General features: G+C 35.6%; 26 protein-coding genes, 1 pseudogene and 1 other annotated feature. Of the genes and pseudogenes, 25 read left to right on the top strand and 2 right to left on the bottom strand.

The window, feature by feature from the left end; all coding sequences use genetic code 11:
• Positions 1 to 26 precede the first annotated feature (26 nt).
• Positions 27 to 575, top strand: coding sequence for a PilN domain-containing protein (locus ACS127_RS15910; RefSeq protein WP_440896001.1), 549 nt, complete (start codon positions 27 to 29; stop codon positions 573 to 575).
• Positions 568 to 1,122 (top strand): hypothetical protein, encoded by a 555-nt coding sequence (locus ACS127_RS15905; RefSeq protein WP_440896000.1) that lies wholly within the window; start codon positions 568 to 570, stop codon positions 1,120 to 1,122. Before ACS127_RS15910 ends, ACS127_RS15905 begins: the two co-directional genes overlap by 8 nt.
• A gap of 597 nt (positions 1,123 to 1,719) precedes the next feature.
• Here the strand turns inward: ACS127_RS15905 and ACS127_RS15900 are convergent.
• Positions 1,720 to 2,873 (bottom strand): IS3 family transposase gene (locus tag ACS127_RS15900; RefSeq protein WP_440894755.1). Its coding sequence is split into 2 segments (ribosomal slippage): positions 1,720 to 2,621 and positions 2,621 to 2,873, totalling 1,155 coding nucleotides; the frame shifts between segments, so codons are not numbered across the junction.
• A gap of 267 nt (positions 2,874 to 3,140) precedes the next feature.
• On the opposite strand from ACS127_RS15900, the gene ACS127_RS15895 reads away from it, so the two are divergent.
• From ACS127_RS15895 to pheA, 22 genes and pseudogenes are all read left to right on the top strand, one after another.
• Entirely contained in the window at positions 3,141 to 3,632 is a 492-nt protein-coding gene (locus ACS127_RS15895) for a hypothetical protein (RefSeq protein ID WP_440895999.1), read from the top strand.
• A 125-nt stretch (positions 3,633 to 3,757) separates the two neighbouring features.
• On the top strand, positions 3,758 to 3,919 hold the full coding sequence (locus tag ACS127_RS15890) for a hypothetical protein (protein ID WP_440895998.1): 162 nt from the start codon (positions 3,758 to 3,760) through the stop codon (positions 3,917 to 3,919).
• Positions 3,920 to 4,825: 906 nt separating this feature from the next.
• Positions 4,826 to 5,155: a hypothetical protein gene (locus ACS127_RS15885; RefSeq protein ID WP_440895997.1), complete on the top strand. Its 330-nt coding sequence runs from the start codon at positions 4,826 to 4,828 to the stop codon at positions 5,153 to 5,155.
• 436 nt (positions 5,156 to 5,591) lie between these two features.
• A complete protein-coding gene (locus tag ACS127_RS15880) occupies positions 5,592 to 6,425 on the top strand; it encodes an SPOR domain-containing protein (protein ID WP_440895996.1) in 834 nt (277 codons plus the stop codon).
• A gap of 228 nt (positions 6,426 to 6,653) precedes the next feature.
• Positions 6,654 to 7,211 (top strand): RadC family protein, encoded by a 558-nt coding sequence (gene radC / locus ACS127_RS15875; protein ID WP_440895995.1) that lies wholly within the window; start codon positions 6,654 to 6,656, stop codon positions 7,209 to 7,211.
• Positions 7,212 to 8,675: 1,464 nt separating this feature from the next.
• Complete coding sequence (locus ACS127_RS15870) at positions 8,676 to 9,830, top strand: group II intron reverse transcriptase/maturase (protein ID WP_440895994.1); 1,155 nt, start codon at positions 8,676 to 8,678, stop codon at positions 9,828 to 9,830.
• Between the two features lie 24 nt (positions 9,831 to 9,854).
• Positions 9,855 to 10,013 (top strand): annotated as a pseudogene (locus ACS127_RS15865) (JAB domain-containing protein); the annotation flags it as partial.
• Between the two features lie 257 nt (positions 10,014 to 10,270).
• Complete coding sequence (locus tag ACS127_RS15860) at positions 10,271 to 11,311, top strand: rod shape-determining protein (protein ID WP_440895993.1); 1,041 nt, start codon at positions 10,271 to 10,273, stop codon at positions 11,309 to 11,311.
• 14 nt (positions 11,312 to 11,325) lie between these two features.
• Positions 11,326 to 12,204 carry a rod shape-determining protein MreC gene (mreC, locus tag ACS127_RS15855; RefSeq protein WP_440895992.1) on the top strand — a complete coding sequence of 293 codons (879 nt, stop codon included), beginning with the start codon at positions 11,326 to 11,328 and terminating at the stop codon, positions 12,202 to 12,204.
• Positions 12,204 to 12,746: a rod shape-determining protein MreD gene (mreD, locus tag ACS127_RS15850; RefSeq protein WP_440895991.1), complete on the top strand. Its 543-nt coding sequence runs from the start codon at positions 12,204 to 12,206 to the stop codon at positions 12,744 to 12,746. The genes mreC and mreD overlap by 1 nt, the downstream gene beginning before the upstream one ends.
• Positions 12,747 to 12,786: 40 nt before the next feature.
• Positions 12,787 to 13,470: a septum site-determining protein MinC gene (gene minC / locus ACS127_RS15845; protein ID WP_440895990.1), complete on the top strand. Its 684-nt coding sequence runs from the start codon at positions 12,787 to 12,789 to the stop codon at positions 13,468 to 13,470.
• Complete coding sequence (gene minD / locus ACS127_RS15840) at positions 13,463 to 14,260, top strand: septum site-determining protein MinD (RefSeq protein WP_440895989.1); 798 nt, start codon at positions 13,463 to 13,465, stop codon at positions 14,258 to 14,260. Before minC ends, minD begins: the two co-directional genes overlap by 8 nt.
• Positions 14,261 to 15,116: 856 nt before the next feature.
• Positions 15,117 to 15,848 (top strand): peptidoglycan DD-metalloendopeptidase family protein, encoded by a 732-nt coding sequence (locus ACS127_RS15835; protein ID WP_440895988.1) that lies wholly within the window; start codon positions 15,117 to 15,119, stop codon positions 15,846 to 15,848.
• Entirely contained in the window at positions 15,835 to 16,689 is an 855-nt protein-coding gene (locus ACS127_RS15830) for a site-2 protease family protein (protein ID WP_440895987.1), read from the top strand. The genes ACS127_RS15835 and ACS127_RS15830 overlap by 14 nt, the downstream gene beginning before the upstream one ends.
• An 8-nt stretch (positions 16,690 to 16,697) precedes the next feature.
• Entirely contained in the window at positions 16,698 to 18,149 is a 1,452-nt protein-coding gene (locus tag ACS127_RS15825) for a ribonuclease E/G (RefSeq protein WP_440895986.1), read from the top strand.
• 40 nt (positions 18,150 to 18,189) lie between these two features.
• Positions 18,190 to 18,272: a sequence feature (ribosomal protein L21 leader region), on the top strand.
• Between the two features lie 17 nt (positions 18,273 to 18,289).
• Positions 18,290 to 18,598: a 50S ribosomal protein L21 gene (rplU, locus tag ACS127_RS15820; RefSeq protein ID WP_440895985.1), complete on the top strand. Its 309-nt coding sequence runs from the start codon at positions 18,290 to 18,292 to the stop codon at positions 18,596 to 18,598.
• Positions 18,599 to 18,610: 12 nt separating this feature from the next.
• Positions 18,611 to 18,943, top strand: a complete 333-nt coding sequence (locus ACS127_RS15815) for a ribosomal-processing cysteine protease Prp (protein ID WP_440895984.1) — start codon at positions 18,611 to 18,613, stop codon at positions 18,941 to 18,943.
• A 14-nt stretch (positions 18,944 to 18,957) separates the two neighbouring features.
• Positions 18,958 to 19,254, top strand: coding sequence for a 50S ribosomal protein L27 (gene rpmA, locus ACS127_RS15810; RefSeq protein WP_440895983.1), 297 nt, complete (start codon positions 18,958 to 18,960; stop codon positions 19,252 to 19,254).
• A gap of 282 nt (positions 19,255 to 19,536) precedes the next feature.
• Positions 19,537 to 20,061, top strand: coding sequence for a Spo0B domain-containing protein (locus tag ACS127_RS15805; protein ID WP_440895982.1), 525 nt, complete (start codon positions 19,537 to 19,539; stop codon positions 20,059 to 20,061).
• 15 nt (positions 20,062 to 20,076) lie between these two features.
• On the top strand, positions 20,077 to 21,357 hold the full coding sequence (gene obgE, locus ACS127_RS15800; RefSeq protein WP_440895981.1) for a GTPase ObgE: 1,281 nt from the start codon (positions 20,077 to 20,079) through the stop codon (positions 21,355 to 21,357).
• Between the two features lie 46 nt (positions 21,358 to 21,403).
• Entirely contained in the window at positions 21,404 to 21,853 is a 450-nt protein-coding gene (locus ACS127_RS15795) for an ACT domain-containing protein (RefSeq protein ID WP_440895980.1), read from the top strand.
• Positions 21,854 to 21,875: 22 nt separating this feature from the next.
• Entirely contained in the window at positions 21,876 to 22,733 is an 858-nt protein-coding gene (gene pheA, locus ACS127_RS15790) for a prephenate dehydratase (protein ID WP_440895979.1), read from the top strand.
• A gap of 479 nt (positions 22,734 to 23,212) precedes the next feature.
• On the opposite strand, the gene ACS127_RS15785 is transcribed toward pheA, so the two are convergent.
• Entirely contained in the window at positions 23,213 to 23,752 is a 540-nt protein-coding gene (locus ACS127_RS15785) for a transcription repressor NadR (protein WP_440895978.1), read from the bottom strand.
• A 446-nt stretch (positions 23,753 to 24,198) separates the two neighbouring features.
• Between ACS127_RS15785 and safA the strand changes: the two genes are divergently transcribed.
• Positions 24,199 to 25,149 carry a SafA/ExsA family spore coat assembly protein gene (gene safA / locus ACS127_RS15780; RefSeq protein ID WP_440895977.1) on the top strand — a complete coding sequence of 317 codons (951 nt, stop codon included), beginning with the start codon at positions 24,199 to 24,201 and terminating at the stop codon, positions 25,147 to 25,149.
• Positions 25,150 to 25,362: the final 213 nt, after the last annotated feature.

The following is a 25,362-nucleotide window of genomic DNA, read 5'->3' as shown; positions in this document are numbered from 1 at the left end:
TGCTCTGAGATTGAGAGGTTATTATCATGATAGAAATTAATTTCTTTGAGAAACGGAAGAAGAATTATAGTCTGCTAATTTTAGCTTGTACTTTCTTAATGGGTATGGTTCTGATCGGTGCTTATTTGTTATTCATGTCCCAACATTTAACAAATCAATATCAGGAAAACCTCAGACAAATCGATGAACAACAACCGCTAGTTTCTGAACTTGAGCAAATTCAATATTTTTCTAAACAAGTAAACCAATTATCTAATGAACTTGAAATGCTAAAAGACCAGCAATATCCTACGGTGTTTTTATACGAAACCATTCGAGATTTATTACCTGAATCAGAAGCATTATATATTCACAACTACGACTTTTCGCTTGATGAGGGACTTCAATTAAGTGTTCAACTCGATGACTTGGAGGGTGTCGCTAAATTAGATCGAGCCATTCTTAACCTACCGTTTATTACCTCGGTTGAATTAATAGAGGTTGAGTTGATTGATCAGGTTGAGCAGCACTATGTCATTAATCTTCAAGCAGATATTGATCGTGAACAAATTAGCGAGGTGACGAGTGATGATTAAATGGAATCGAACTTACACACTATTATCCATTATTGTGGTTCTGTTTTTAATCGCTATTTGGTATTATGGTCAGCTTTATTTGCTTGAGCCTGAAAGACAGTTAATTGAAAAATCAGAAGAGACATTGGCACAGCAACAAACGTTATTGACTTCACCACACCTAGAAGGTTTATCCAAGGATGCTTTAGAAACAGAAGCAGAGAATATTCATTCGCAGTTACCGACGGATAAAAATGTTGACCAAATCATGTTACTCCTTAATGATTTAGAAGAACAATCGGATGTTACAATTCATCATGTTGAATTGATAAACGGTTCATTAGCAACCGACCAACCTTATTATCCAAATGATATAGCGAATATTCGTTATCAAATTCATTTTAGCACTGAAATCTTTGCCGACTTTGAACTATTTATTTCAGAATTAAATGATCTCATACGGGTGGTTGAAATTGATCAATTAACTTTTCAGGAAACAGCGACAGCTGGCATATCAGCTTCTGTCACTTTTCGAGCCTTTTATAGTGAGAACAATCGATTAAATTGATTGGTTAAATATATTTGAGAGATTGTCATTCATTGAAGTTTCGTTTTATCAAGTTGCAAGTCCTTTATTTTTGATTAACGCAATTAAATTGAACAGTAATAATAATTAAAAAACGACCTGATCAGGTTGTTTTTTTGATTCCAAGGGAATAGGTTATCAAACTTTCTAAACTTGTAGCAATAACAGCTGATTTTCATGCTTTGATAATATATAGAAAATTCATATAAAAAAATTAATAATTTGAAATTCGAAAATCGAGCTTTGAGTGAGCAAATTAAAGATTTTATCAAATAGTCGAGAATATTCGTGACTTCAGTCGTGAGAGATTCAAAGAAAGCTTAAATCCTTTAAAAATAAGACTTAGGAAAAATGGAGAAATTGGATCTACGTCAATCTTTTGGACACGAATAAGTTAAGTTTTTAATTGTTCTTTGAACATGATTTATATTAAACTGTCAGGGCTTGACACGGAGCCTCTGCGGGCACGATTTCTAAGCCATGGAGCCAGCTCGTTTAAAACATTCCTGGCTTGCCACGAAAGGCTATCATGCCCGCCTCTCCACGTAAAGCCGGTACAGTGAATTTAGTTAGCGTTAGTTATCCAGCACAAGTATATAAATCTTCCATCTCTTGTGGTGTTTTATAATCAATACTACCGTGAATTCTTTTGCGGTTGTACCAACCTTCAATGTATTGGAATAAAGCTAATTCGGCAGATTTATGATCAAAGTATTGAACATGATTTACTTCTTCTTTTTTTAAAATAGCGTGAAAAGACTCAATACAAGCATTATCATGAGGACTTCCCTTATAGCTAAAAGAATGTGTCATTTTGAAATTTTTTATCACTTTAGCGAATTCATCGCTTGTATATTGTGTACCTAAATCTGAATGGAATATGAGTCCTTCATCAGGTTTTTGTGCGTGATAAGCATTTTCTAGTGCTTTTATAATTAAATCAGTCGTCATCGTACGAGAAAAGGAATAACCTACAATCTTTTTAGTGTGAAGATCCATAACTGATGCAAGGTAACACCAACCATCACGAAGTGTATGGATATAAGTGATATCACCAACCCATTTTTCATTAATCGTTTCTGCCCTGAAGTCTCTTTCAAGAATGTTTTCTCGCTCAACAATAGTTTCCTTACTTGGAGTAGGACGAAACTTTTTAACAACGATTGACCTAATATCAGCTTTTTTCATCAAACGTTGAACTCGCTTTAGGCTGGCTTTGTAACCTACCTTTATTAATTGTTGATGGATTTTAGGTGCACCATAACGGTGTTTGCTCTCTTTATGGATTTCAATAATCTTTTTAGTTAATTCTTTATTTTCTCTATCACGATTAGAAATCGTTTTATCTAATGACTGATAGTACGTACTCCTTGGAATTTCAAGTACTTCACACATTGTTTGCACAGGATAGTTTTCTTTTTGGTCATGAATAAAATCAGTTATTTCAGCATCATTTACTTTTTTGCGAATATGGCCATAGCCTTTTTTAAGATATCATTTTCTTGTTGTAATTTAAGTATTTGTTTCTGTAATTTTGCATAATCATCTGGCGTTACAGAGGTTCCATCTTCTAACTCAATTGGATTGAACTTTTTAATCCATGCATAAATAGTTACTTCAGAAACGCCATATTCGCTGCTTAAACTTTTAACTGATTGACCCGAATTATATAACTCAACAACCATTTTACGAAAGTCGTCACTGTATCGTTTTCCGTTATTTTTATGTTTCATTGGACACATCCTCCTAAAATTAATTGTAATAACTTAACTAAGATGTGTCCATGAAACTATACTAGCATCAAATGCTAAATAAAGCTAATTTTAATCCGCCAAATAAATTTGTAGAAGATGCTTAAAGGAGTCCTTCACATGAATATAGAATTTTACGTGTTCAATTAAGTGATGGAGGCTAGATAGGTATTTGCTATATAAAGCAAGAAATAATATCATTATTTATAAATAATTCCAAAAAAACTAATAAGATTGGTGGTTTATTCAATGAAAATATTTGAAAGGGGCAAGAGGACTAAAATAATAATTTTTTCAATAATTATAATCCTAATTATTATCGTTTATTATAATATTTCCTTCTCTTTGCCAAAGGATTTTTCTGAATTTATTATAGAACGAACAGGGACAGAGAGTTATGAAGAAATTAAACAAATAACCATTCAAAAAACTGAATGGATTGAAAATGGACAAATAGTAAACGTGGAAGATGATAGAGAATTTATTATTGATGATGAAGATGACATATACTCTCTGTTAAATAGCAATGTTCGTGTTTATGAGGGTGGAAGATTCTCTAGAGATGAAGAAAATGAATATGAAATGTATCTGTATTTTAAAAGCGGAAATTTTCACAGATACCATATAGGCGAAGATTATATAATTGCTAGACAAACAAGTGATACTGAAGAACATGTGTTTTTAACTGTATTAAGTGATCCTAATGACATCTACCATTATCTAATCGATCTTTACAACTAAAAGTGTGCTAGTTAATTTATATTTAAGACAAAAGTAGATTCACTATGAAAAATAGATTAATGATTGAGTTAGGCTTCATTAGTCTATTGGTATGCATAATAAAAATCAAAGGAGTCATTTATATTTTGAAAAAAATTATGATTTATATGATACCAATTGTATTATTTATTATTTTAACTGTTTTAAAAGAAATATTTGATTTAAATGTTACGTTGTATGGTGTATTTGTATTAATTATTATAATGTCAATACCTTTTATTAAAACAATGGCAAAAAATCAAGAATAGTCTGTGAAAACAGGGGGTATATGTTACACTCCTGATAAAAAAGTGAGTGGTAGGAATATTGTAATTTGTAGCATCTCATTTTTTAGTTTTAGAAAGGTCTTGTTTCAGCTGGTGCTGAAATAGTTTTAGTCTTGCAGTGTAAACACCTTTGTAACAAAAAGTATAGTTTTTCATGGAGTATTACCGGAATTTGAAGGGAATGTTAAATAATATATCCATGGAAAGGGGCGCACTCACACATTATACCAAGTGCGTGTTGAAATCTTAAATATCGATAAATATTAAATGTTCAAAAATTGTCGAATTATTTAACTGTAAATACCAACTATTCTATGCTAGCCTTATATTTAGATGTAAAAGAGATTTATCAAAAAATGTTGTCATAATTACCTCAGATGGTGATGGCTATCAACGGTTTTATCCTGAGCTGGAATTTGTGGGTATTGGATATACTGTTAGTGGAAGTGAAGTGGTATTGGCTATTTATCGCAGTGTAACTGGCTGACTGACAAAAACACCAGATCCAATCAGTGGGGGAAAAGGGAACGCAGATTAAAATCGGCACATCCTGGGACCGCGATTACTCGTCCCACCGAAAACATTTGTGGCAACATCTGGGGTTGCAGTTACTCGTCCCATCGGAAATATCTGCATGACCTACATCCTGTAGGTCTAACTCTCACTGATTGAAGTTTCGTTTTATTATAAAGCTTATATCATTAGATTACTTTGAAAATGAAGCTGTTGGATAGTAAGCCTTTTTACAAGAGATATTCATAGACCAATCAATGTAACACTTTCAGTAACTCGAAATCTTAATCTCGACTGGAAGACAAACTATGAAAACCCAAAAATCGCTCTTACTTATTTAACATATCAGTAATAATTTGGAGGGAATTGATATAAATGATTAAAAATTTTAGTTCAGATCAGCTAAGCTCTTTTCAAGCATATACTAGATTAACCGTTGTTGCCAATGTAAAAGAGCGAATGGGGAATAATACAGGTTATAGTAACAATAAGGTTAGCTTTAAAGATTTCCAAGAAGTTCTTGAACGAGAGGAAACTGTTAACGAATCTTTGTCAAGAGAGGTAGACCAATGGGTAAAGGACCATAGTAAACATCAAATAAAAAACCATAATAATCATGACATGGAGTCAAAAACAATGAGTTATATAGAAAAAGCATATAGATTAGGATTCGTTGATCTAAACGGTCATTTATATCAACGATAAGTATAAAGCTACTTATTGCCTATAAAAAAATTAAGATATAAGAGGTGCAGAGATTCTGTACCTCTTTTTTTTATTTAAGTTACTTACAAAAAGGTTCCATCAAGTGTGTGAGTTCAAGTTTAGTAAACAATGGGAGTACTGCAATGGGTAGGAATACTTCAATAAGCAGGAAAGAATAAGATAACAATCGATTTTATTAAGAATAACTTAGGACTGATAGCATTTTTGCTTTAAAGACTTAATGTAAAGCTGTTTTTTTCCAAAAAATAAGTTTTTCAGACTATGATGCTTAAGAACATATGAGAAATCTGTTAAACCCTGTAGACAATACTCAAAATAGCAAGAATGGTTTTATAAACGATCTGACAAGGGTCGTCTTTTTTTTTATCTTTTTCATGATAGGGTTAAATGAACAGAACAGATAGGAGTGAAGAAATTGGAATCAAAATACCAAGTAACTTATAAACTGTCAGATGATAAGGGGCCATCTGTTCAGAGTGATACGTTTCAGGAAAGTGCGGCAAGTTTGACAGAATTGGAACCTTACAAATATGGTGAAAACTCTTCTAAACATGATCGAGATAAAAAGCGAAGCTGGATCCGGATTGTTTTAACAGCTTTGTCTGCCGTTCTAATTGGGACAAGTTTTGGCTTGCTACTATTATTTATTTTCTCTCATGATGAGGATGTACCTGTCACAGAACAACCCAACAAAAATACGACTGCGGAAGATTCATCATCAGACGCAGCAGCAACAGAAGATAATCAAAAGATTGAATTAAACGCTTTATCTGGCTATGTGATTCAAGCTGGAGTTTTTGAGTCACTGGAACAAGCTGAATTAACTCGTGAAACGCTTGTTACACAAGGTCATCCTTCAATCGTTTGGGAAACCGAGACAGACTATCGGGTCTTTTTGGCAGCTTATCAATCGGAGGGAGAAGCGAAACAAGCGGGTGAACAGTTAGCTGAAAGTGGTTTAGAGGTTTATGCACGTGAATGGCAATCAAATGAGGGGGCGGCAAATTTAGCTGGTGAAGAAGAATGGTTAAATGAATTTCAAGACTTATGGCAACAATCATTTTCTGGTTACACAGATGAAGTTGAACAAGCCTGGAACAATTGGTTGAATATTGATCAAACCGATTTATCAGATCACACCCAACAATTTTATCAAGACGTTGAATCTACATTACGACAATTGAACGACGAACAACTTCCTTTTTATTTACTTGATCTGTGGAACCATTATCACCACCTAACAAATTAAACCTTTAATTAATAAGATGATTTTCTCAGTGACAGTTAGTAGATCAAACTCGAGCTAAATTAGGATAAATTAATAAACAGTTAGTTGCTAATCGATACATTTAGCAATTTAACTGTTTTATTAATTTATTCAACTAATATTAAGTATCTTTTTTGAAAAATGACGAACTTGTTGATTTGAAATATGTGTTTACAATAGGAATTAATCAAGTAAGAAAGGAGGTTCATCATGCCTAAACTTCATGTAAAAATGAAGGATATCCCGAAGCAGGATCGTCCCAGAGAACGACTAGTTGAATTTGGTGCTTCGCATTTATCAAATCAAGAATTAATCGCTATTTTAATAGGGAGTGGAACGAGAAAGGAGAGTGTACAAGAGCTAGCTAGTAGAATCTATTCCCATTTTGAAGGTGTTGAATTGTTACGTGAAGCAACTTTAGAAGAGCTGGTTACAATCAAAGGGATTGGGATGGTAAAGGCAGTGGGTATATTAGCAGCTATTGAGCTAGGTAATCGGATCAATCGTTTTAAGATGCCAGAGCGATATGTGATTCGTTCTCCACAGGACGGCGCAGATTTCGTGATGGAAGACTTGCGTTTACAGAAACAAGAGAATTTCATTTGCCTCTTCCTGAACACAAAGAATCAGATCATTCATCGGCAAACGCTTTTTATTGGTAGCCTAAATTCTAGCATCGTTCACCCTCGCGAGGTGTTTCGCGAGGCTGTCAAACGCTCAGCTGCTTCAATTATTTGTGTGCACAATCACCGTGCGACACGTTCATAACTGAAAAAGTTATGCATGTTGTCCGAACGTCAATTTGACAAGTAAGAGAGTGATGAACTCTTAACCTGATAGGTAAAATGATAGAGTAACGCCTTGAAATGCCTACTCTGATACTCCGACATGCGTTATTCGAATGTGTATAAGAATAGTGTGTGAAGCTCGGTGAAGTCGGCTGAATGTTGCCGTAGTGTCAATATAATTGATAACCGAAAGTTAACTAGAGGTAGTTGGTGCAACTGATAGGCCGGGAGTCGTTAAAGCTTAATAGGGTGAGAATGTGGTGAAACACTGACGAACTAGCGAACGAACTGTCTGTAAGTGTGACTATATAGAAATAATAGACTTGATAGAAATTCAAGTGCGTTCCGTGGGCGAGTACTTGTGGTGATTTTGAAAACCCCATGTATCGTTACAGGCGATAGAGAGGACGTCAGGCAAGAGCTAGCACCTAAGTTAAGTATTGATAAGGTTAAGGGAACGTGGAAAGCTATCAACATAGAGAGTACACACTTGATGAAATGTTAGGGAGGAAAAGAATGCATATATAACTTCCTTTTATGATAGTGAGAGTAGAGGCAGGAGTAATGAAGTTTCTGTAATGGAAATGGAACAATAGCCTCAAGTCGTTTCGTCTAAACTATTTCAGTTTACTTATCTCAAGGAGTCTAGTATGACTAAAAAGGTCATGAGTCAAGATTGAAGTGTGATAGACCTTGAATGAAAATCTTAAGAAAATCCCTAGAATGGAAAATATAAGATTACACAATTACACAATGCCAAGTACTATGGGTATGACTGAAAGTTTCGATAACCTTCATGCTAAAAGTAAAGATCACAAATAATGAATTAAAATAGGGATTTGAATGAGATGTGTAAGATTCAAGTAAATGAAATAAGAGGCAAACGATGGAATGCCGTGTGCGATGAAAGTTGCATGCACGGTATGGAGCAGGGGAAAAGATGGCGATAACTTCAAAGTCTTACCTATTGCTATCTTCTGGCGTGCGCCTATACTGTGGTTAATAGAAGTGATCGATAATTGATCTAGAACTCCTTATCTTGTTCTATGACCAGCATCTGACTTCTAGCGGAAACGCAATCGAAGGACAATCGCATGATGTGAAAAGGTCAAGTAATGTATGGTAAAAGCTAAACTGCTTGAACTCTAGACTAATGTTTTGGGGTGAGTCACATACTACAAAATGTGCTGAGTAAGATAAAGGTTACACGTCAGGTAGCTTTTATAATAAGGCTTATTCAACAATCCTTAAAAAAAGGAAACAGTCAAACGGGGTGCCTAACCATTGCGAATCTTCTATTAGCTGTAAGATAGGGATTACCTAAGTCGTATAGTGTACGATAAGGTAACGGAGTCCCCATATGACTCAACGTTTGCAGTAATTTGTTTAGCATGGGAAAGGGGGACAGGTTGACGAATAGAAAATAGATTGAGGTGTCATGAATGTGACAAATAAACCTTTTAATCAATTAGTAGTTATGCGTGATCGGATCAAGGCAAATCGTCAGATTAAGGACTGCGATAAGCTTTTTTATCAAGGAGAATTTTGGGCTAAGGTTTTTGATCAACAAATGGGTATTGGTAGACAGGATGAAAGTGATTATCAGCAATTTAAGCAAATATTCAGGCAATCAATGGATTTATCCCAATTAACAGGGCTACAATCAAAAAAATTAATCGAGGCATGTTTGCTTTTTGTAAAAAAACTTTTTATCGATGAAAATATGGATAATTATAAGAAACAAACCCTCTCTGCTTCTGTTTCTTTTTTAAAAAGAAAGTGGTCTGATGTGAATTGGATAATAACGATTAAAAAAAGCTCAACGGCTCAGTATCAATTATTTAACCAATTAAAAAAGTATATTGATGGTGAATGTTTTAAGCAGGTTTTGTCTCGGGTGCTAGATCAGCTTGAACAACAAGATAGTACTCGTTATCAAGAAATAGCAAGAGATGTTTATTTTACATGTCATGTTTTACATGTTATCAAATGTATAGAGAAAAATGATGATTTAAAGATTTTTATTCATCAAGATATGCTTTATTTAGGATTAGCTTCAACTAAACAGCAAGTCATTGCGCTTTACCAGACATTGTCTTCCTCGGTTGGCAAAGAATATGAATGTTACTTCGCCCATTTCTCCCGCCCTCTGTGCTTACAAGGCTATACAATCAAACGTGATTGGCAGCTGAAGAAAATCTGTATTGAAGTACCTCAACATATGTTGATTAAATGTGCTCATATGTTTCAATATGGTGATTTTCACAATCAAATACCAAAGATAAGAGGGGCGTTAATACACCAACCTATTGAACAGATCCATTCCATATATCAGCGAGAGCTTTTTCAAATCGCTAATTATTTTGTCGATGCTGATAACTATAGATCTTTAAAAAAATTATTTTATTTTGCTCATTTAAGTCTATTAAAAACAATTGCTCGTAAATTTGATTGTACAATGGGGCAGGCCGCTAAACAATTAAAGAAGTATCAACTCAATCGGTACCCTTTACCTAAAAAAGACATGATCCGATCTGGTCACGCAAAACAAGTCAACTGGCGAGCCGTATACATTGAAAAAGTGTACGTACGGTTCTGAGGGAGGCTAGTTGAATATCTGCATCATGATAGCCCACCCTACGATCCAACACCATCTCAAGAAGATATTCATGTAACAAAAAGATTGGCTGACTGTGGTAAATTGATAGGAATAGAGCTCCTTGATCACTTAGTTATCGGTGATCATAAATTTGTCTCACTTAAGGAAAAAGGATATGTATAAATACTATCTATTTTACGCTAATTCTCGTATAATTATATAAGCAAGTAATTTAAAGTAGCGCCTTACGCTAAGATTATTTCTTGCGTGGGGTGCTTCTCATTGTGTTAAACTAATATGGATAGTGAAAATTAGCTTGTCATATATTTTTAATATAATGTATGAGAGATACTTTTGAATATATGTTGAGAATGGTTTACAATCAAAGGATAGAAAGACTAACAAGTTTAATTTGCTTGATGTTAGAGAGGGCGATCAACATGGCAAAATTTAGTTTTGGACAAGATTTAGGAATTGATTTGGGGACCGCAAATACCCTGGTCTATTTAAATGGTAAAGGAATTATTGTTAGAGAACCCACAGTTGTGGCAAAGAACAATTCTACTGGAGAGATTGAAGCAGTGGGGAGTAATGCCCGTAATATGATTGGACGAACACCTGGAAATATTTCAGTTATTCGTCCGATGCAGGGTGGTGTGATTGCTGATTATGATACCACAGCAGTCATGATGAAATATTATATTCGATTGGCTCAAAGGAGCCGTTCGTCATTTGCTCGTAAACCAAATATAATGGTTTGTGTGCCATCAGGAATTACAATGGTAGAAGAACGTGCTGTTATAGATGCAACCAAACAAGCAGGGGCTAAGGAGGCTTTTCCGATTGCAGAACCTTTTGCAACAGCTATTGGTGCCGGATTACCTGTCTGGGAGCCGACTGGCAGTTTAATTGTTGATATTGGCGGTGGAACAACGGAGGTTGCAGTTATTTCTTTAGGCGGTATAGTGACCAGTGTGTCGATTCGAACGGCCGGTGACGATATGGATGAAGCTATCATTCAATATATTCGAAAAAATTATAGTTTAATGATTGGAGAAAGAACAGCCGAGTCAATTAAGATCGATATTGGCTCAGCTAATGCTCAAGTTGATCATTCAGAAATAGATGTTAGAGGTCGTGATTTATTAACGGGCTTACCAAAAACAATCACAATAACATCAGAAGAGATTACCCATGCATTAACTGATACGGTATCTTCAATTGTTGAATCCATAAAAGATACGTTGGAAAAAACACCACCAGAGCTTGCGGCTGATGTGATGGAGCGTGGGATTGTTTTATCTGGTGGTGGTGCTTTACTTCATGGCTTAGATGAGGTTATTTCGGATGAGACGCACATGCCTGTTTTTATTGCTGATCAACCACTTGATAATGTAGCAATTGGAACAGGAAAAGCACTTGATTATCTTGATCACTTTAAGTCATACCCTAATATTTCGTCACGTTCTAGTTTGGATTAATTGGAGGATTAGCGATGTCTTTTTTTCGAAGAAAACGGCTGTTTACGATTCTTTTAGCGCTAATCGTTTTAGTCGGTTTAATTGGATTTTCATTAACAGATCGTGATCAACGATCTACAATTGAAGAGTTTTTTCAAGATGCTGTTGGTTGGGTACAACAGATTGTTTTAACCCCTGTTAATTACGTGACAGATATCGTGTCGAATATAGATAGCATGAAAAATATGTATGATGAGAACCAGGTTTTAAAAGAAAATTTAGCACAATATCAACAAACATTGTATGAAGTACAAGAGCTTCGTAAAGAAAATGAAGAATTGATGAACATGCTTGATAAAACAGAAAGTATTAGTGATTATACGCCGATTCAAGCAACTGTGATTGCCAGAAGTCCTGAGCAATGGTTCAAGCAAGTTACCATTGATAAAGGAAAGCAAGATGGTGTCGAGAAGGATATGGCAGTTATTACTGCTGAAGGAATGATTGGAAAAATCCAATCAGCCTCTCAATTTACTTCTACCGTTCTTTTATTAAATGGTTTTGATCGATCTAATCGAATTGCAGTTAATGTAGATTTAACTGAGAGTGATGAAGATGCACGAGGTTTTATCCTAGGATATAGTGAGGAACGGGATCAATTGCTATTAGAGTTTACTGAATATTACGAGGAAGTACTTGAAGGTGAACATGTTTTCTCATCTGGACTGGGTGGTGTTTTTCCACGCGGTTTAGAGATCGGCACCATTGAAGAAGTGACAACTGATCAATATGGTTTAACGCAAGTTGCTTATGTTCAACCTTCAGCTAATATGAATGATTTGCGACACGTTATTGTTGTTGATCGGGACATGACAACAAGTACTGATATCGATGAAAGTGAGGAAGAAGACTGATGTCACGAGTATATCTTCCTCTTATTCTAACATTATTGATTGTTTTACAGGGCGTGGCAGTACAGCTTGTTCCAACTAGCATATCAGAGGCAGGTTGGATTGTTGTCATTCATTCTGTTTTTCTATTTTTAGTATTGCTAAAGTTATTTTATGATTTAGAAAATACCTACTATGTTTTGATATTTGCGATTTTATCAGGGTTAATCATTGATATTGTTTATACAGACATTATCGGAGTCTATATGTTTAGTTATGCGATCATGATTTATTTTGTCCACGGTATGAGAAGATTGTTGCATGCAAACTTCTACGTTGCCACTGTGTTAACATTTGTCAGTGTTGGATTTGTTGATTTTCTACTTTACTTCATTTATCAATTCGTTGGTGTAACCCGAATGGAGTTAACATCGTATTTATATTATCGACTTATTCCAACACTATCTGTCAATATGATTCTTTTCTTCATTCTTTATTTGCTTTTTAAAAAGAAGCTAATTAAATGGTCTAATGAGCGCTTTGATCAAAAGCAATCGACAAGTTAACGATTTTTTGATGCGGATTTTGAAAATAGGAGGTGCGCTCTTGATTGGAAAAAACCAATACATCACAATTAAAGGAACACGTGATGGACTAACGCTTTATCTAGATGATTCATGTTCTTTTGACAATTTAATTAATGAACTGGATAAGGCACTTTCATACGATGAACTCGATGTTGAGCAAACATTAGTCAGAATAAATGTTCAGTTGGGTAATCGCCTTTTACATAGTGAACAAGAAGAACAGTTACGTCAATTGATCAGACAAAAAAATAAATTGGTCATTCAGGATATTGAATCCAATGTTATCTTAAAAAAAGATGCAATCAAGTGGAAAGAAGAAAGTGATGTTCAAGTTTTGACTAAAACCATTCGGTCTGGTCAAGTCATTGAAGTGACTGGTGATCTTTTGTTGATTGGAGATGTGAATCCGGGAGGAACAGTAAAGGCTACGGGGAATATTTTTATTATGGGGAACTTACGAGGGATTGCACATGCTGGCTATCAAGGTAATACGGCTGCAGTGATTATGGCTTCTTATATGAATCCCGTTCAGTTACGAATTGCCAGTCTTTATAGTCGATCCCCTGATTATGAAACTGAAGGTGTCTATATGGAATGTGGCTATATTGATGAATCAAATAAAATTGTCATCGATCGACTGCAAGTTGTTGCTAAAAAAAGACCAGAATTAAATGGGTTTGAAAGGAGCGTTATAAATGGCTGAAGCTATTGTTATCACTTCAGGAAAAGGTGGTGTTGGAAAAACAACAACCACTGCAAATTTAGGAACAGCACTAGCATTAATGGATAAAAAGGTATGCTTGATGGATACTGATATCGGGCTTCGTAACCTTGATGTTGTCATGGGATTAGAAAATCGGATTATTTTTGACATTATTGATGTTTCTTTAGGCAAATGTAAGCTTAAACAAGCATTAATAAAGGACAAGCGTTTTGATTATTTATATCTATTACCAGCAGCGCAGACAAGTGATAAAAATGATTTAACACCAGAAGCTATGACAGAAATGATTGCTGAACTAAAGAAAGAATTTGACTATATTATTATCGATTGCCCAGCAGGCATTGAGCAAGGTTATAGAAATGCTGTTGCTGGAGCTGATCATGCTATCATCATCACTACACCTGAAAAATCAAGTGTCCGTGATGCTGATCGCATTATTGGTTTATTGGAACAAGAAGAGATCGAAGCGCCTAAGCTAATCGTTAATCGGATTCGAAATCATATGATGAAAACAGGTGATATGCTGACGGTTGATGAAATCATTCAAGTTTTGGCGATTGATTTATTAGGTATTGTTGCTGATGATGATGAGGTGATTAAAGCCTCAAATCATGGGGAGCCTGTTGCCTTCCAGCCAAATACTAAAGCATCAATTTCTTATCGTAATATTGCACGCCGAATTTTAGGTGAATCTGTTCCGCTACAGTCTTTTGAAGAGGAAAAAGGTATGTTCACTAAGATGAAAAAATTCTTTGGTATGCGCAATTAATTTTCTAAAAAATAGTTACACCGCAGAAATTAACTGAATAAGTTACATTCTGCGGTTTTTGTTCTATATCAAGTAACATTGGTGAAATAATTTATCAATAAATGGACGCTATTTCTCTCATCAGAATCACAAATGTCTGCAAACACTACTTTTTAATCGCAAAGCAGTTTAATAGTCCATCTATTTCAAGTTCGTTTTAAATACAGAACTTACTTTATCATAATCCATTCTACTTCCATAAAACGAAACTACAGTTAGCTATAAAGATTCGTGCGAAGAAATTAAGAATAAATTGTGAAAGACGTATAGAAAGCATTGAACTTGATTGCATTTCAAGAAAGTTGATTGTATTTTCGATAACTTGACTGTATTTTGCCAAACTTAACCGCAAATCGTTGAACTTACTCTTATTTCTAATCGACCGCTAATAACAGATGATCATGAAACTGACTAGCTGTTGCACTAACCTGACAACATTGCTGCGATTACTCGTCCTACCGAAAAGATTTGGGACTGGGGCTCAGAATAAGTAAGACACTTATTCTTGCGATGCAAATGCTTCGTAGCTTTCCTTTGTGTGATTACTCGCCCCACCGAAGACATTTGCAATTACTCGTCCCACCGAAAAGATTTGTGCGTCGAAAAATTCTCACTGATTGAAGTTTCGCTTTATTGTGGTACTGTTTCAACGACTTATTGATTTCACATTCCAAAGAGGACTAATGAAACGACGTTGAATAGTCCATGTGAGGGGATTAACTGTGTAAAAAAATTAACGATTATCACTAAAGCAACTCATAAATCCTGTACGAATGAATAAACTTGTACAAATGCGTACTGAAGGTTGTGAGTGATGATGAAACGAGATCTAAATGAAGTTCGAAAATCATTGGCGAAGCGAAAAGCAATTAAGTTAAATGCGATTAAGTATCCGGCTAAGACTAGACCAATCAAACAAACAACATCTAAACTAGCTAATCCCAAACAAAGTATACCGAAACAAAAAACACCTTATTTTATTAAGCAAGTGATTATTGCAGGATTTTTATTTTTAATGACAATTATGATTCTTCAATTCACGCCAACATCAAGTCAAACACGCCAGTGGCTATTGAGTCAATTGAGTGAGGATTTTCCGTTTGCTACAGTCAACGTCTGGTACCAAGAACAATTTGGATTGCCATTCGGCTTTTTTATTGATCAGTCAACAACTCCAGTCACCAATCAGCAAGTATTACCTGTTAACGGGGTTATTAATGAATCATTTGAAATGAATGGACAAGGTGTAATCATTGAAGCTGTTGATCAACCAGATGTTTATGCAATTGAACAAGGGACAGTTTTATTTGCTGGCAATGATCCGGTAACAGAAAAGACTATTATTATCCAGCATCCTGATCGAACAAAATCAACATATGGCTTTTTAGCTGAAATTAACGTGAGACCGTATCAATTTGTACAAGCCAGCCAACAAATTGGGACGACATCTCAATCATTAGATGAGGGATCAAATTTATATTTCTCTTTGCAAAAGGGAAATCAATTCCTTGATCCAGTTGAGGTCATTACTGTTAATGATTTGGAGTAAGAGTCACTTCATCTATTTGCATCCATCCATTTGGTTTGTGTTTATTCTTTCGATCATGACCGGGATGTTTTATGAGATCGCTATTATTTTTTTCATTGTTAGCTGGCACGAATTTGGACACTTCTTGGTGGCAAAATATTTTAACTGGGATATTCGTCGAGTGACCTTGTGGATTTTTGGCGGTGTGATGGAAACTGAAGAACATCTCAATAAACCGATGAAAGAGCAATTTTTAGTCACGATAGCTGGTCCTTTGCAACATTTATTTATCTTTATTCTACTTTTTTTTATTCAGAAAACACAAATCTTGACACCAGAATTAATCAGCTTTGCTCTTCGCTATAATGGATTAATTTTAAGTTTTAATTTAATTCCGATTTGGCCGCTTGATGGCGGGAAATTATTAAATATAGGGTTAAATTATTTTTCTCCTTTTAAAAAAGCTTATCAACAAACAATAATCATTTCTTGTTCTTGTTTAATTACCCTCTTTTTTATTATGATTCAATTTGATCAGGCATTACTTAACTTCTTAGTTTTGTTTACTTTTCTTATTTGGGAAAATCAATTAGAATGGAAGCGGCGGTTATATGTTTACCAACGCTTTTTACTAACTCGAATGAATCCAAAGAAGCGTGTTGATAAAATGATGCCTTTGACATTTAAGAGTCAAACAACATTAAAAGATGTTTTCTCCCAATTTTATCTGAATCGTTTTCACCCAATTTTGATTCGTGATCAGCAGATGGTTACGAGTGAAACAGATTGTCTCGTCTTTTATTTTAAGAAAGGTCAATATCATGCGAACCTAGATGACCTAATTAAGCATGAAATGAAATGAGGTTTATAATGTTGGATTTAATGATATCGACAAAAGCAACAGAGAAGTTAGGCATGGCTATAGAAGATGGTCAGTTTATTGAACTTGCGGTTGATCGACCGGATGCACCACAGCTTGTTGATTCAATTTTCCTTGGTAAAGTTATCACTGTTGACCAAAGTTTGCAAGCTGCCTTTGTAGACATTGGTCAACCCCAACTTGCCTATTTGGAGAAGAACCAAATACCTGAAGCACGAAAAGACCGTGAGAAATCAATCGAATCTTTTATCTATGAAGGGCAAGCCATTATCGTACAAGTCATCAAAGATGCTTATCAAAATAAAGGGGCTCGATTAACAATGAATATAGCCCTTGCCAATCAGGTGTTTGTTTACTTGCCTTTTGGGAATTATATAGCTGTCTCGAAAAAATTATCAAATGAAGAGGGAACAGCTTTAAAAGCAAAATTAAAGGATATTTGTCAAGGCGAAGAAGGTTTAATTATTAGAACCCAAGCGAAACAATATTCGATTGATGAACTTATTAATCAAATTCAACAGTTACGAACAAGTTGGCAAGAGGTTCTGGCGATTGAAAAAGATTCGACAGTGCCGGAGACGTTGCGAGCAGAATGTGCAGTGTCTGATCGTTTTATTCGACGTTTCCCATTTCAACAAATTAATCAAATCATTTGTGATCAAGCAATAACGGCTAATCAAATAAAAAAACGCTATCCTGAGCTTAAAGCGAAAGTAAAATGGCGTCAGCAACTTGTTGATTACTTACCATTACCTATTGATGAATCCATTCAACAAATATTAAATCCTGTTGTGCAGTGCGACCAGGGTGTAACAATTGAAATTAATCAAACAGAGGCTTTAACGGTAATTGATGTGAATTCAGCTGGTTTTTTGGGTAAAATCAATCGCCATCATTTCGCTTATAAAGTTAATCGAATTGCAGCTGATACGATTGCAAGGCAAATTAGATTACGAAATATCTCTGGTATCATTATCATTGATTTTTTAAGAATGAAAGAAAAAAAACATCGAACAAAGATTATCGAACAATTAATTGAAGCCTTTAAAGTTGATCCCACTCGTACTGAAGTGTATGGCTTTACGGCTGTGGGTTTGCTTGAGTTAACTCGAAAGCGAGAAACGCCAATACACCATATGACATTTACTAGCTCTCGCTCCAAGGAAGTAGCTCTGTCACAGGTAAGTATCGTCTATACTCTTGAACGTGAGTTATTAGCCAATCAAGATCAGGCGGTTATTGTGGAAGTAACGAAAGGTTTTCGTCAGGTTTGGGACCAGTGGATTAATTTGGATGACTTCCTGGAAAATGTGAGTTCGGACGTGTATTTTATTGAAACAAAAGGTGTTAAAGACTATCATATTAAACGATCAGGCACAGAACAGTTAATTACTGAATATATCAAAGAAAATGAACAACTAAACATTGACAAGATTAAATAGTTCATGGTATTATTTTAACGTTATGCAAGTTAAGTAGCACCCGTTGCTACAACCGCACTGATCAGGTTTAATCGATAAAAGTGAGGTTGACTCACACCTGTAAAGGCGAGTCTGAGTTATTTTAAGGAGGTGCAAATAGGATGTACGCAATTATTGAAACTGGTGGTAAACAAGTTAAAGTTGAAGAAGGTCAATCCATTTATATTGAGAAATTGGCTGCTGACGCTGGAGATTCTGTTACTTTTGACAAGGTTCTTTTTGTGAGTGGTGACGACGTAAAAGTCGGTGCTCCATTTGTAGAAGGTGCTTCTGTTTCAGCAAAAGTTGACAAACAAGGTCGTCAGAAAAAAATTACTGTTTACAAATTCAAACGTAGAAAAAATTATCACCGTAAACAAGGTCATCGCCAGCCATATACAAAAGTGACGATCGAAAAGATCAACGCATAAGGTTGTATAAATATGATCAAGGTGAATATTCATCGTAATAAATCTGAAGATATAATAGCTTTTGAATTGAGTGGACATGCCGATAGTGGACCACATGGACATGACTTAGTCTGTGCGGCTGTTTCAGCAGTTGCTTTTGGGATGACCAATGCAGTAATGGAGCTAAGTGAGATCGAGCCTATAATTGATCAGGGCGGTCAAGGCGGTTATTTAAAAGTTACTCTTCCTGATGAAGCAGAAGGTGAGGCATTTGAAAAAGCCACACTATTACTTGAAGGAATGTTAACGAGTTTAGTAACGATTGAACGTGATTATGGTCAATATATATCCATCTCTGAAAAATAAGGAGGTGCAAGTCAATGTTACGTTTAGATTTACAATTTTTCGCATCTAAAAAAGGTGTGGGTAGTTCACGAAATGGTCGTGATTCTAACGCAAAACGTCTTGGTGCAAAACGCGCTGATGGTCAGACTGTAACAGGTGGATCCATTCTTTATCGTCAACGTGGAACTAAGATTTATCCAGGTGTAAATGTTGGCCGTGGTGGAGATGACACATTGTATGCAAAAACTGACGGTATCGTACGTTTTGAACGTGTAGGGCGTAATCGTAAGCGTGTAAGTGTATACCCTGTCCCTGTAGCCCAAGAGGCTTAATGATATAAAAAACAAAGCTTATCTTGAAAGATGACTCTTTTGAGATAAGCTTTTTTTATCTTATTTTAGAAACTGTTAAGTCAACCATGTATAGATAGATGATAAGAAAACAGTTTAATAATGGAATAGCTTTGTTTGAACATCTTTTTACCCACAGAACAGCTTAGATTGATTAATTAGGTAGGATTAACGGTGGCGATTATCAAACACCATTTTATCTTGTTTTTACGAAAGACAAAATATTTGCTATAATTTTCTTATTATTAAATAGGCGGTGCAAAAATGAACGAACGAGAAGCCATTGATTTATTGAGACATTATCGTCATACGCTTTCGAATCATATCCAGTTAATGATTAGTTATGCGCAAATGGGGAAACTAGACCGTGTTCAGGAAAAATCAGCTGAATTAATTGAATTAATTGCCGCAGATCAACAATTTCAAAATATGCCATTACCAAAAACAATCGTAGCTCTTTTGCAATTAAATCATTCAAAGTCTGGTTTAGAATGGACACCCATTGTTCAGCTAGATGATAAACCCAAAGTAGCTGATCAAGAACTTGCCAGCTTGATTCAAGAGATTCATCAACTCATTATTGAACAATCAATGAATTTATTACTTTATCATGGTACAATAAAATTTCATCAACCAAAAGATCAGCCATTTCAACTTAATATCACGTGTCATGGCACATTTAATCAAATCGATCAATTAAAAGCAGCTTTATTAAAATTGGATAAAGCGATTCAAATAGAAAGTGCAACAACAGAAGAGGCATTGGTTTTCAACTGGACTGCACAATAATAAAGGGGTGGCAATATGTTTGTCGATCAGGTGAAAGTATATGTAAAAGCAGGAGATGGCGGGAATGGATTAGTATCCTTCCGCCGGGAAAAATATGTCCCTTTTGGTGGTCCATCAGGTGGTGATGGTGGCAATGGAGCAGATATTGTTTTTGAAGTCAATGAAGGTTTAAATACTTTGATGGATTTCCGTTATCAACGTCATTTTAAAGCCAAGCGTGGAGAAAATGGAATGAGTAAGGGGCAACATGGAAAAAATGCTCAACCGATGGTCTTAGCTGTGCCGCCTGGGACCATTGTTAAAGATGATTTGACAGGTGAAGTTTTAGCGGATTTAACGGAACATGGTCAACGAGCATTAATTGCAAAAGGCGGTCGTGGTGGTCGTGGTAATATTCGATTTGCAAGTGCAAAAAATCCTGCGCCTGAGATTTCTGAAAATGGAGAGCCTGGTGTGGAACGTGATATTGTCATCGAACTAAAGTTAATTGCTGATGTTGGTCTCGTTGGTTTTCCAAGTGTAGGAAAGTCAACATTGTTATCAGTTGTAAGTGCCGCCCGTCCGAAAATAGATGACTATCATTTTACGACACTTGCTCCAAACTTAGGCGTTGTAGAGACGGGAGATAACCGAAGCTTTGTTATTGCTGATTTACCTGGTTTAATTGAAGGTGCCCATACAGGAATAGGGTTAGGTCATCAATTTTTACGACACGTGGAACGAACTCGGGTTGTTATGCATGTCATAGATATGGCTGCTACTGAGGGACGTGATCCGTATCAAGATTATCTGACGATCAATGAAGAGCTCCAAGCTTATGATCCATCTATTTTGGAACGCCCTCAAGTCATTGTTGCTAATAAAATGGATATGCCTGATGCAGAAACACAACTTGAATTATTTCAAGAACAACTTGAAGAACCGCATCTAATCTTTCCTATCTCAGCTTTAACGAAAGAAGGTTTGCGTGAATTATTATTTGCCGTTGCCGATCAATTAGATCAAATTCCTAAAAACACTCAACCCATTGAAGAAAAAGCAGAGCATATTGTTTACAGACATCAAGAAGAACAAGCTCCGTTTCAAATTACACGTGATCCAGATGGTGCCTTTGTTTTATATGGCGACAGAATAGAAAAGCTGTTAAAGATGACTGATTTAACACGTGATGAGTCGGTTCAGCGATTTTCACGCCAGATGCGGACAATGGGTGTAGATCAGGCTCTTCGAGAAAAAGGGGCAAAGGATGGCACAACTGTACGTTTATTAGATTATGAATTTGAATTTATTGAATAGAAATAGACACGATAATTCTCACGGTAATGGGGAGGGAAATGTAACAGTGAAAAAAGAAGATAAAACATTTTATTTAGTTCGTGGTGATTTCCTTCCTGAGGCGATGAGGAAAACACTTGATGTAAAAGAGCAATTGGAGCGTGGTCAAGCCAACTCTGTTTATGAAGCAGTTAAAAATGTTGAACTTTCACGGAGTGCTTTTTATAAATATCGTGATGCTGTTTTCCCATTACAATCGATTCAACACACCCAAATTATCACGCTATTTTTTCATTTGGAAGATCAATCAGGTACCTTATCACATTTATTAGATACAGTAGCGATAGCAGGCGGGAATATTTTGACCATTCATCAAACGATACCGATTCACGGTAAAGCAAATGTCACCTTATCATTAGATGTAGAACACTTGAAAATCGATCTTGATGAATTAATTAATAAATTAAAGGCACAAAAACATATTGAACGAGTCGATATTCTAAGTTCAGGGATGTAGAAAGAAAAGAGGGGGGAGCAGAATGTCATTTTCAGTAGGTTACCTAGGTCCAAAAGGTACATTCACACAAAAAGCAGTCGATACACTTTTTCCAAAGCATTTATCGGTTAGCTATCAGACTATTCCAGCATGTATTGATGCAGTTAAATATGGTCATGTAAAATACAGTGTTGTTCCTCTTGAAAATACATTAGAAGGAACAGTAAATTTAACAGTTGATTATTTAATCAATGAAAAAACATTAAAAATCGTCAGTGAGATAGTTGTTCCAGTTCAGCAGCACTTTATGGTGCATCCAAATCATAAAGAGAATTGGAAAGAGATAAAGAAAGTTTATTCACACCCACATGCTTTAGCTCAGTGTCATCAATTTTTAAATAGCGAAATGAAGGATGCCAAGGTTGAGACCTATGCTTCAACTGGTGCAGCGGCAAAGCTTGTTAGTGAGAATCCCGATCAATTGTTTGGAGCCATCGCCAATGATCAAGCGGCAAAAGAATATGGTTTGGAAATCGTTAAAGCTGACATTCACGACTTTGCCAATAATGAAACACGGTTTGTTGTGTTACATAAAAATGATTCTGCTTTACGGATCAACCAACTATCGATGAAAGGCTTTAAAACCAAAGTTATGATTTCTCTCCCAACTGATCATGCTGGTGCTCTTCACCAAGTCCTATCGGCATTTGCCTGGCGTCGAATCAATTTATCAAAAATTGAATCACGTCCGATGAAAATAGGGCTAGGCCATTATTATTTTCTGATTGATATCGATCAGAAGATGGATGATATTTTAATTCCCAATACGATTGCAGAGATAGAGGCGATCGGTTGTCATGTCGAACTGCTCGGAAGTTATCCGTATTATTCAACCGAATAGCTTGAAACATAAAGTGCCTGAGCCAGAACAGGTAGAATAGCTTTGAAAAACATAATATGATTGGCATAGGTATGAATAGATTGAAATAGATTTGCCCCATGATATCTTTTCGATGGACGAGCCCTTGTACTTAAAAAGGTTACTTTAACAGACATCACATCATTTATCACAGATAATTGACCGTAAAACTCGTCCTATCGGAAACAATCGGAAACAATTGGAACCGAGACTCAGAATAAGAAAACACTTATTCTTGCGGTGTGAATGCTCTGTAGCTATCCTTAGTGCGGTTACTCGTCCCATCGAAAACATTTGCATTAGCACTGCCTATGTGTCGAAAAACACCCACTGTTTGAAGTGTCGTTTATAGAAAGGATCGATCCTTAAAATAAAAGGCGATTTTCTTCGTGTGGTGTCTGATTGATAAAAGCTATCTGCTTCTACTGAACAAGTTAAACGACTATGCAAAAAACAAGGGTCTAGTCGTTCACAATAAAGCCTTTTTCCTTTAGGCTATCATAAGCAGCCTTTAGCTTTGCTTCGCTCTCTGCTTCTAACGTATGAAGATGCACACCATCTGTTAATTCTAATAGATAGGGTGCATTCTTTTTTGTAATATTTTCAATAAATTGCTTCACGTCATGACGATCACTGACCATAACCATTGCATTTAGTTCTCCATAAATGGGATGCTCAACAATAACATCTTTAACCGTTACTCCTTGATCGACAATGCAATCTAATTCTTCTTTTGTTTGATCTGGTCTATGTTTGACAACAACAATTCGCTGATATTGCTTTACATCACTCGATTCTTTCATTAATAAATAGCCTTGGCTGGTTGAGATAATGGGTTCATTTTTAGCTTTTAATAAAGAAATATCTTGAACAATGACTTGTCGGCTGACACCAGCTCGTTTAGCAAGTTCTCCTCCTGTTAGTGGGAGATCATTTTTTCTCAGCCAATTCATGATTGCATCACGGCGTTCTTCCCCTATCAATTTATCATTTCGACGCATGCTATTTTTCACTCCACTCATATTGACATTTAAGTTGTAGCTCAGAATAATTGACTCTTTAGAGGCTTAACTCCTGTAAGAAAATCCTGATTGATCAGTACTCACTATATTTTCTCATATTTTGTATCGTATAGCTAGAATGATATTCATTCGAGACGATCAATTTCTAATTCATTTTAAAAAAACAATCAACATTTCTGGGTGATTGCATATGTTGTTAAGGAATAAGCCTGTTGATTGCCTATAATATTGTCAGTTCATGTATTGAATTTCGTTTTTCAAAATAACAGATAATGAGTTTAAAATGACAAATGGGAAATTAATGGCTGGTAAAAGACTGATTCGTTAAGAGGCCTTTTGGTCTCTCCATGTGTTACTAACAATCCTAAAGGTTAACACACTTAATGGATTGAAGGTTCACTTTATTATAGAAAGGAGTTAAGCAAGTGAAAATTCATGTTGTTCAAAAAGGGGATACTCTTTGGAATTTATCTAAGAAATACAATGTTGATTTTCAAGAGCTAAAGGCTGTTAATTCGCAATTAGCAAACCCTGAACTAGTGATGCCAGGGATGAAAATAAAAATCCCTATTGAGAAGAAGCAAGTTACGAAACAGAAAATGGATAGCGCACCTAAGGAAAAAGTGATCACACCTTATAAACAAATGCCACAAAAGGCTCAACCTGTTATTAAGGAGGATGATCAGAAGCCGAAACAACATATTCAGAAAAAGATGCCGTTTCCAAAGCTTCCACCGGTTTCGATTCAAATGCCTAAATTACCAAATATCCATGCTAATCAGTATAATATCGATGTTGATGTTGATATTGATGATCACGATACAACTTTAGAAAATAAGATTAATTATCATCAACATCATCACCCAGTACAGGAAAAAGAAACGACTAAAAAAGAGAAAAAACCTAAACCTGTAGAAGTACCTGACAGTGCTCAAACCTTACCATGTAATGTTCCACCATATGGTTATATGTGGATGCCTTGTATGCCATGCTCAATGATGTTCTATCCACAACAACAATATTATCCGGCACCAACAGCAAATATGTGTTATACATTTCAAGATCCATCAATGTTTCATAAAAAGCAATCTTGTGAACCGTTTCAATGGGCAACGCCGATGCAGCCAGCATACCGACAGGGTTCGAAGTGGGGAGAACTAGATCTAAATGAGGCTACAGAGGAAGGCTCGGGCGGTATGCATAATGAGAATTTCACTCGAATGAATACCAATCAACAGGTGATGCAAGCTGGTCAATATCAACAATATCCATATATTTACCCGGTCTACGGATCAATAAACTATCCATCTTATCCAACAGCTTCCCCATCTGAGTCACAACGAGAAGTGACGGATGAAAGTAACCCAGACGAATAGAAAAATCACCATCAGCCGAGTTAACTTAATCAGCGATTGATTAGTTAACTCGATTTTTTATTATCAAAGTAGATGACTTTATTGGTAATCCTATAAGTAAAACTAAGACTTCCTTGATAGAGATTTACTGATCCCCAAGGTTTCTAATAGATAAGTTGTGCCTTTTATCATTTTCAGATAGTCGTAAGTGAATAATCATATTTTGATAATAGA

Origin of the sequence: Amphibacillus sp. Q70 (assembly GCF_052055485.1) — a bacterium.
Classification (GTDB): domain Bacteria; phylum Bacillota; class Bacilli; order Bacillales; family Amphibacillaceae; genus Amphibacillus.
The sequence above is the reverse complement of the archived record's forward strand: the minus strand, read 5'-3'. Positions and strand labels throughout refer to the sequence as shown.

Coding starts and splice junctions, on each gene's coding strand:
- obgE (WP_440895981.1), top strand. CDS start 20,077: ATGTTTGTCGATCAGGTGAAAGTATATGTAAAAGCAGGAGATGGCGGG.
- pheA (WP_440895979.1), top strand. CDS start 21,876: ATGTCATTTTCAGTAGGTTACCTAGGTCCAAAAGGTACATTCACACAA.
- ACS127_RS15805 (WP_440895982.1), top strand. CDS start 19,537: ATGAACGAACGAGAAGCCATTGATTTATTGAGACATTATCGTCATACG.
- ACS127_RS15895 (WP_440895999.1), top strand. CDS start 3,141: ATGAAAATATTTGAAAGGGGCAAGAGGACTAAAATAATAATTTTTTCA.
- ACS127_RS15835 (WP_440895988.1), top strand. CDS start 15,117: ATGAAACGAGATCTAAATGAAGTTCGAAAATCATTGGCGAAGCGAAAA.
- ACS127_RS15905 (WP_440896000.1), top strand. CDS start 568: ATGATTAAATGGAATCGAACTTACACACTATTATCCATTATTGTGGTT.
- minD (WP_440895989.1), top strand. CDS start 13,463: ATGGCTGAAGCTATTGTTATCACTTCAGGAAAAGGTGGTGTTGGAAAA.
- mreD (WP_440895991.1), top strand. CDS start 12,204: ATGTCACGAGTATATCTTCCTCTTATTCTAACATTATTGATTGTTTTA.
- rplU (WP_440895985.1), top strand. CDS start 18,290: ATGTACGCAATTATTGAAACTGGTGGTAAACAAGTTAAAGTTGAAGAA.
- ACS127_RS15860 (WP_440895993.1), top strand. CDS start 10,271: ATGGCAAAATTTAGTTTTGGACAAGATTTAGGAATTGATTTGGGGACC.
- radC (WP_440895995.1), top strand. CDS start 6,654: ATGCCTAAACTTCATGTAAAAATGAAGGATATCCCGAAGCAGGATCGT.
- rpmA (WP_440895983.1), top strand. CDS start 18,958: ATGTTACGTTTAGATTTACAATTTTTCGCATCTAAAAAAGGTGTGGGT.
- ACS127_RS15785 (WP_440895978.1), bottom strand. CDS start 23,752: ATGCGTCGAAATGATAAATTGATAGGGGAAGAACGCCGTGATGCAATC.
- ACS127_RS15885 (WP_440895997.1), top strand. CDS start 4,826: ATGATTAAAAATTTTAGTTCAGATCAGCTAAGCTCTTTTCAAGCATAT.
- ACS127_RS15830 (WP_440895987.1), top strand. CDS start 15,835: ATGATTTGGAGTAAGAGTCACTTCATCTATTTGCATCCATCCATTTGG.
- ACS127_RS15825 (WP_440895986.1), top strand. CDS start 16,698: ATGTTGGATTTAATGATATCGACAAAAGCAACAGAGAAGTTAGGCATG.
- ACS127_RS15910 (WP_440896001.1), top strand. CDS start 27: ATGATAGAAATTAATTTCTTTGAGAAACGGAAGAAGAATTATAGTCTG.
- ACS127_RS15815 (WP_440895984.1), top strand. CDS start 18,611: ATGATCAAGGTGAATATTCATCGTAATAAATCTGAAGATATAATAGCT.
- mreC (WP_440895992.1), top strand. CDS start 11,326: ATGTCTTTTTTTCGAAGAAAACGGCTGTTTACGATTCTTTTAGCGCTA.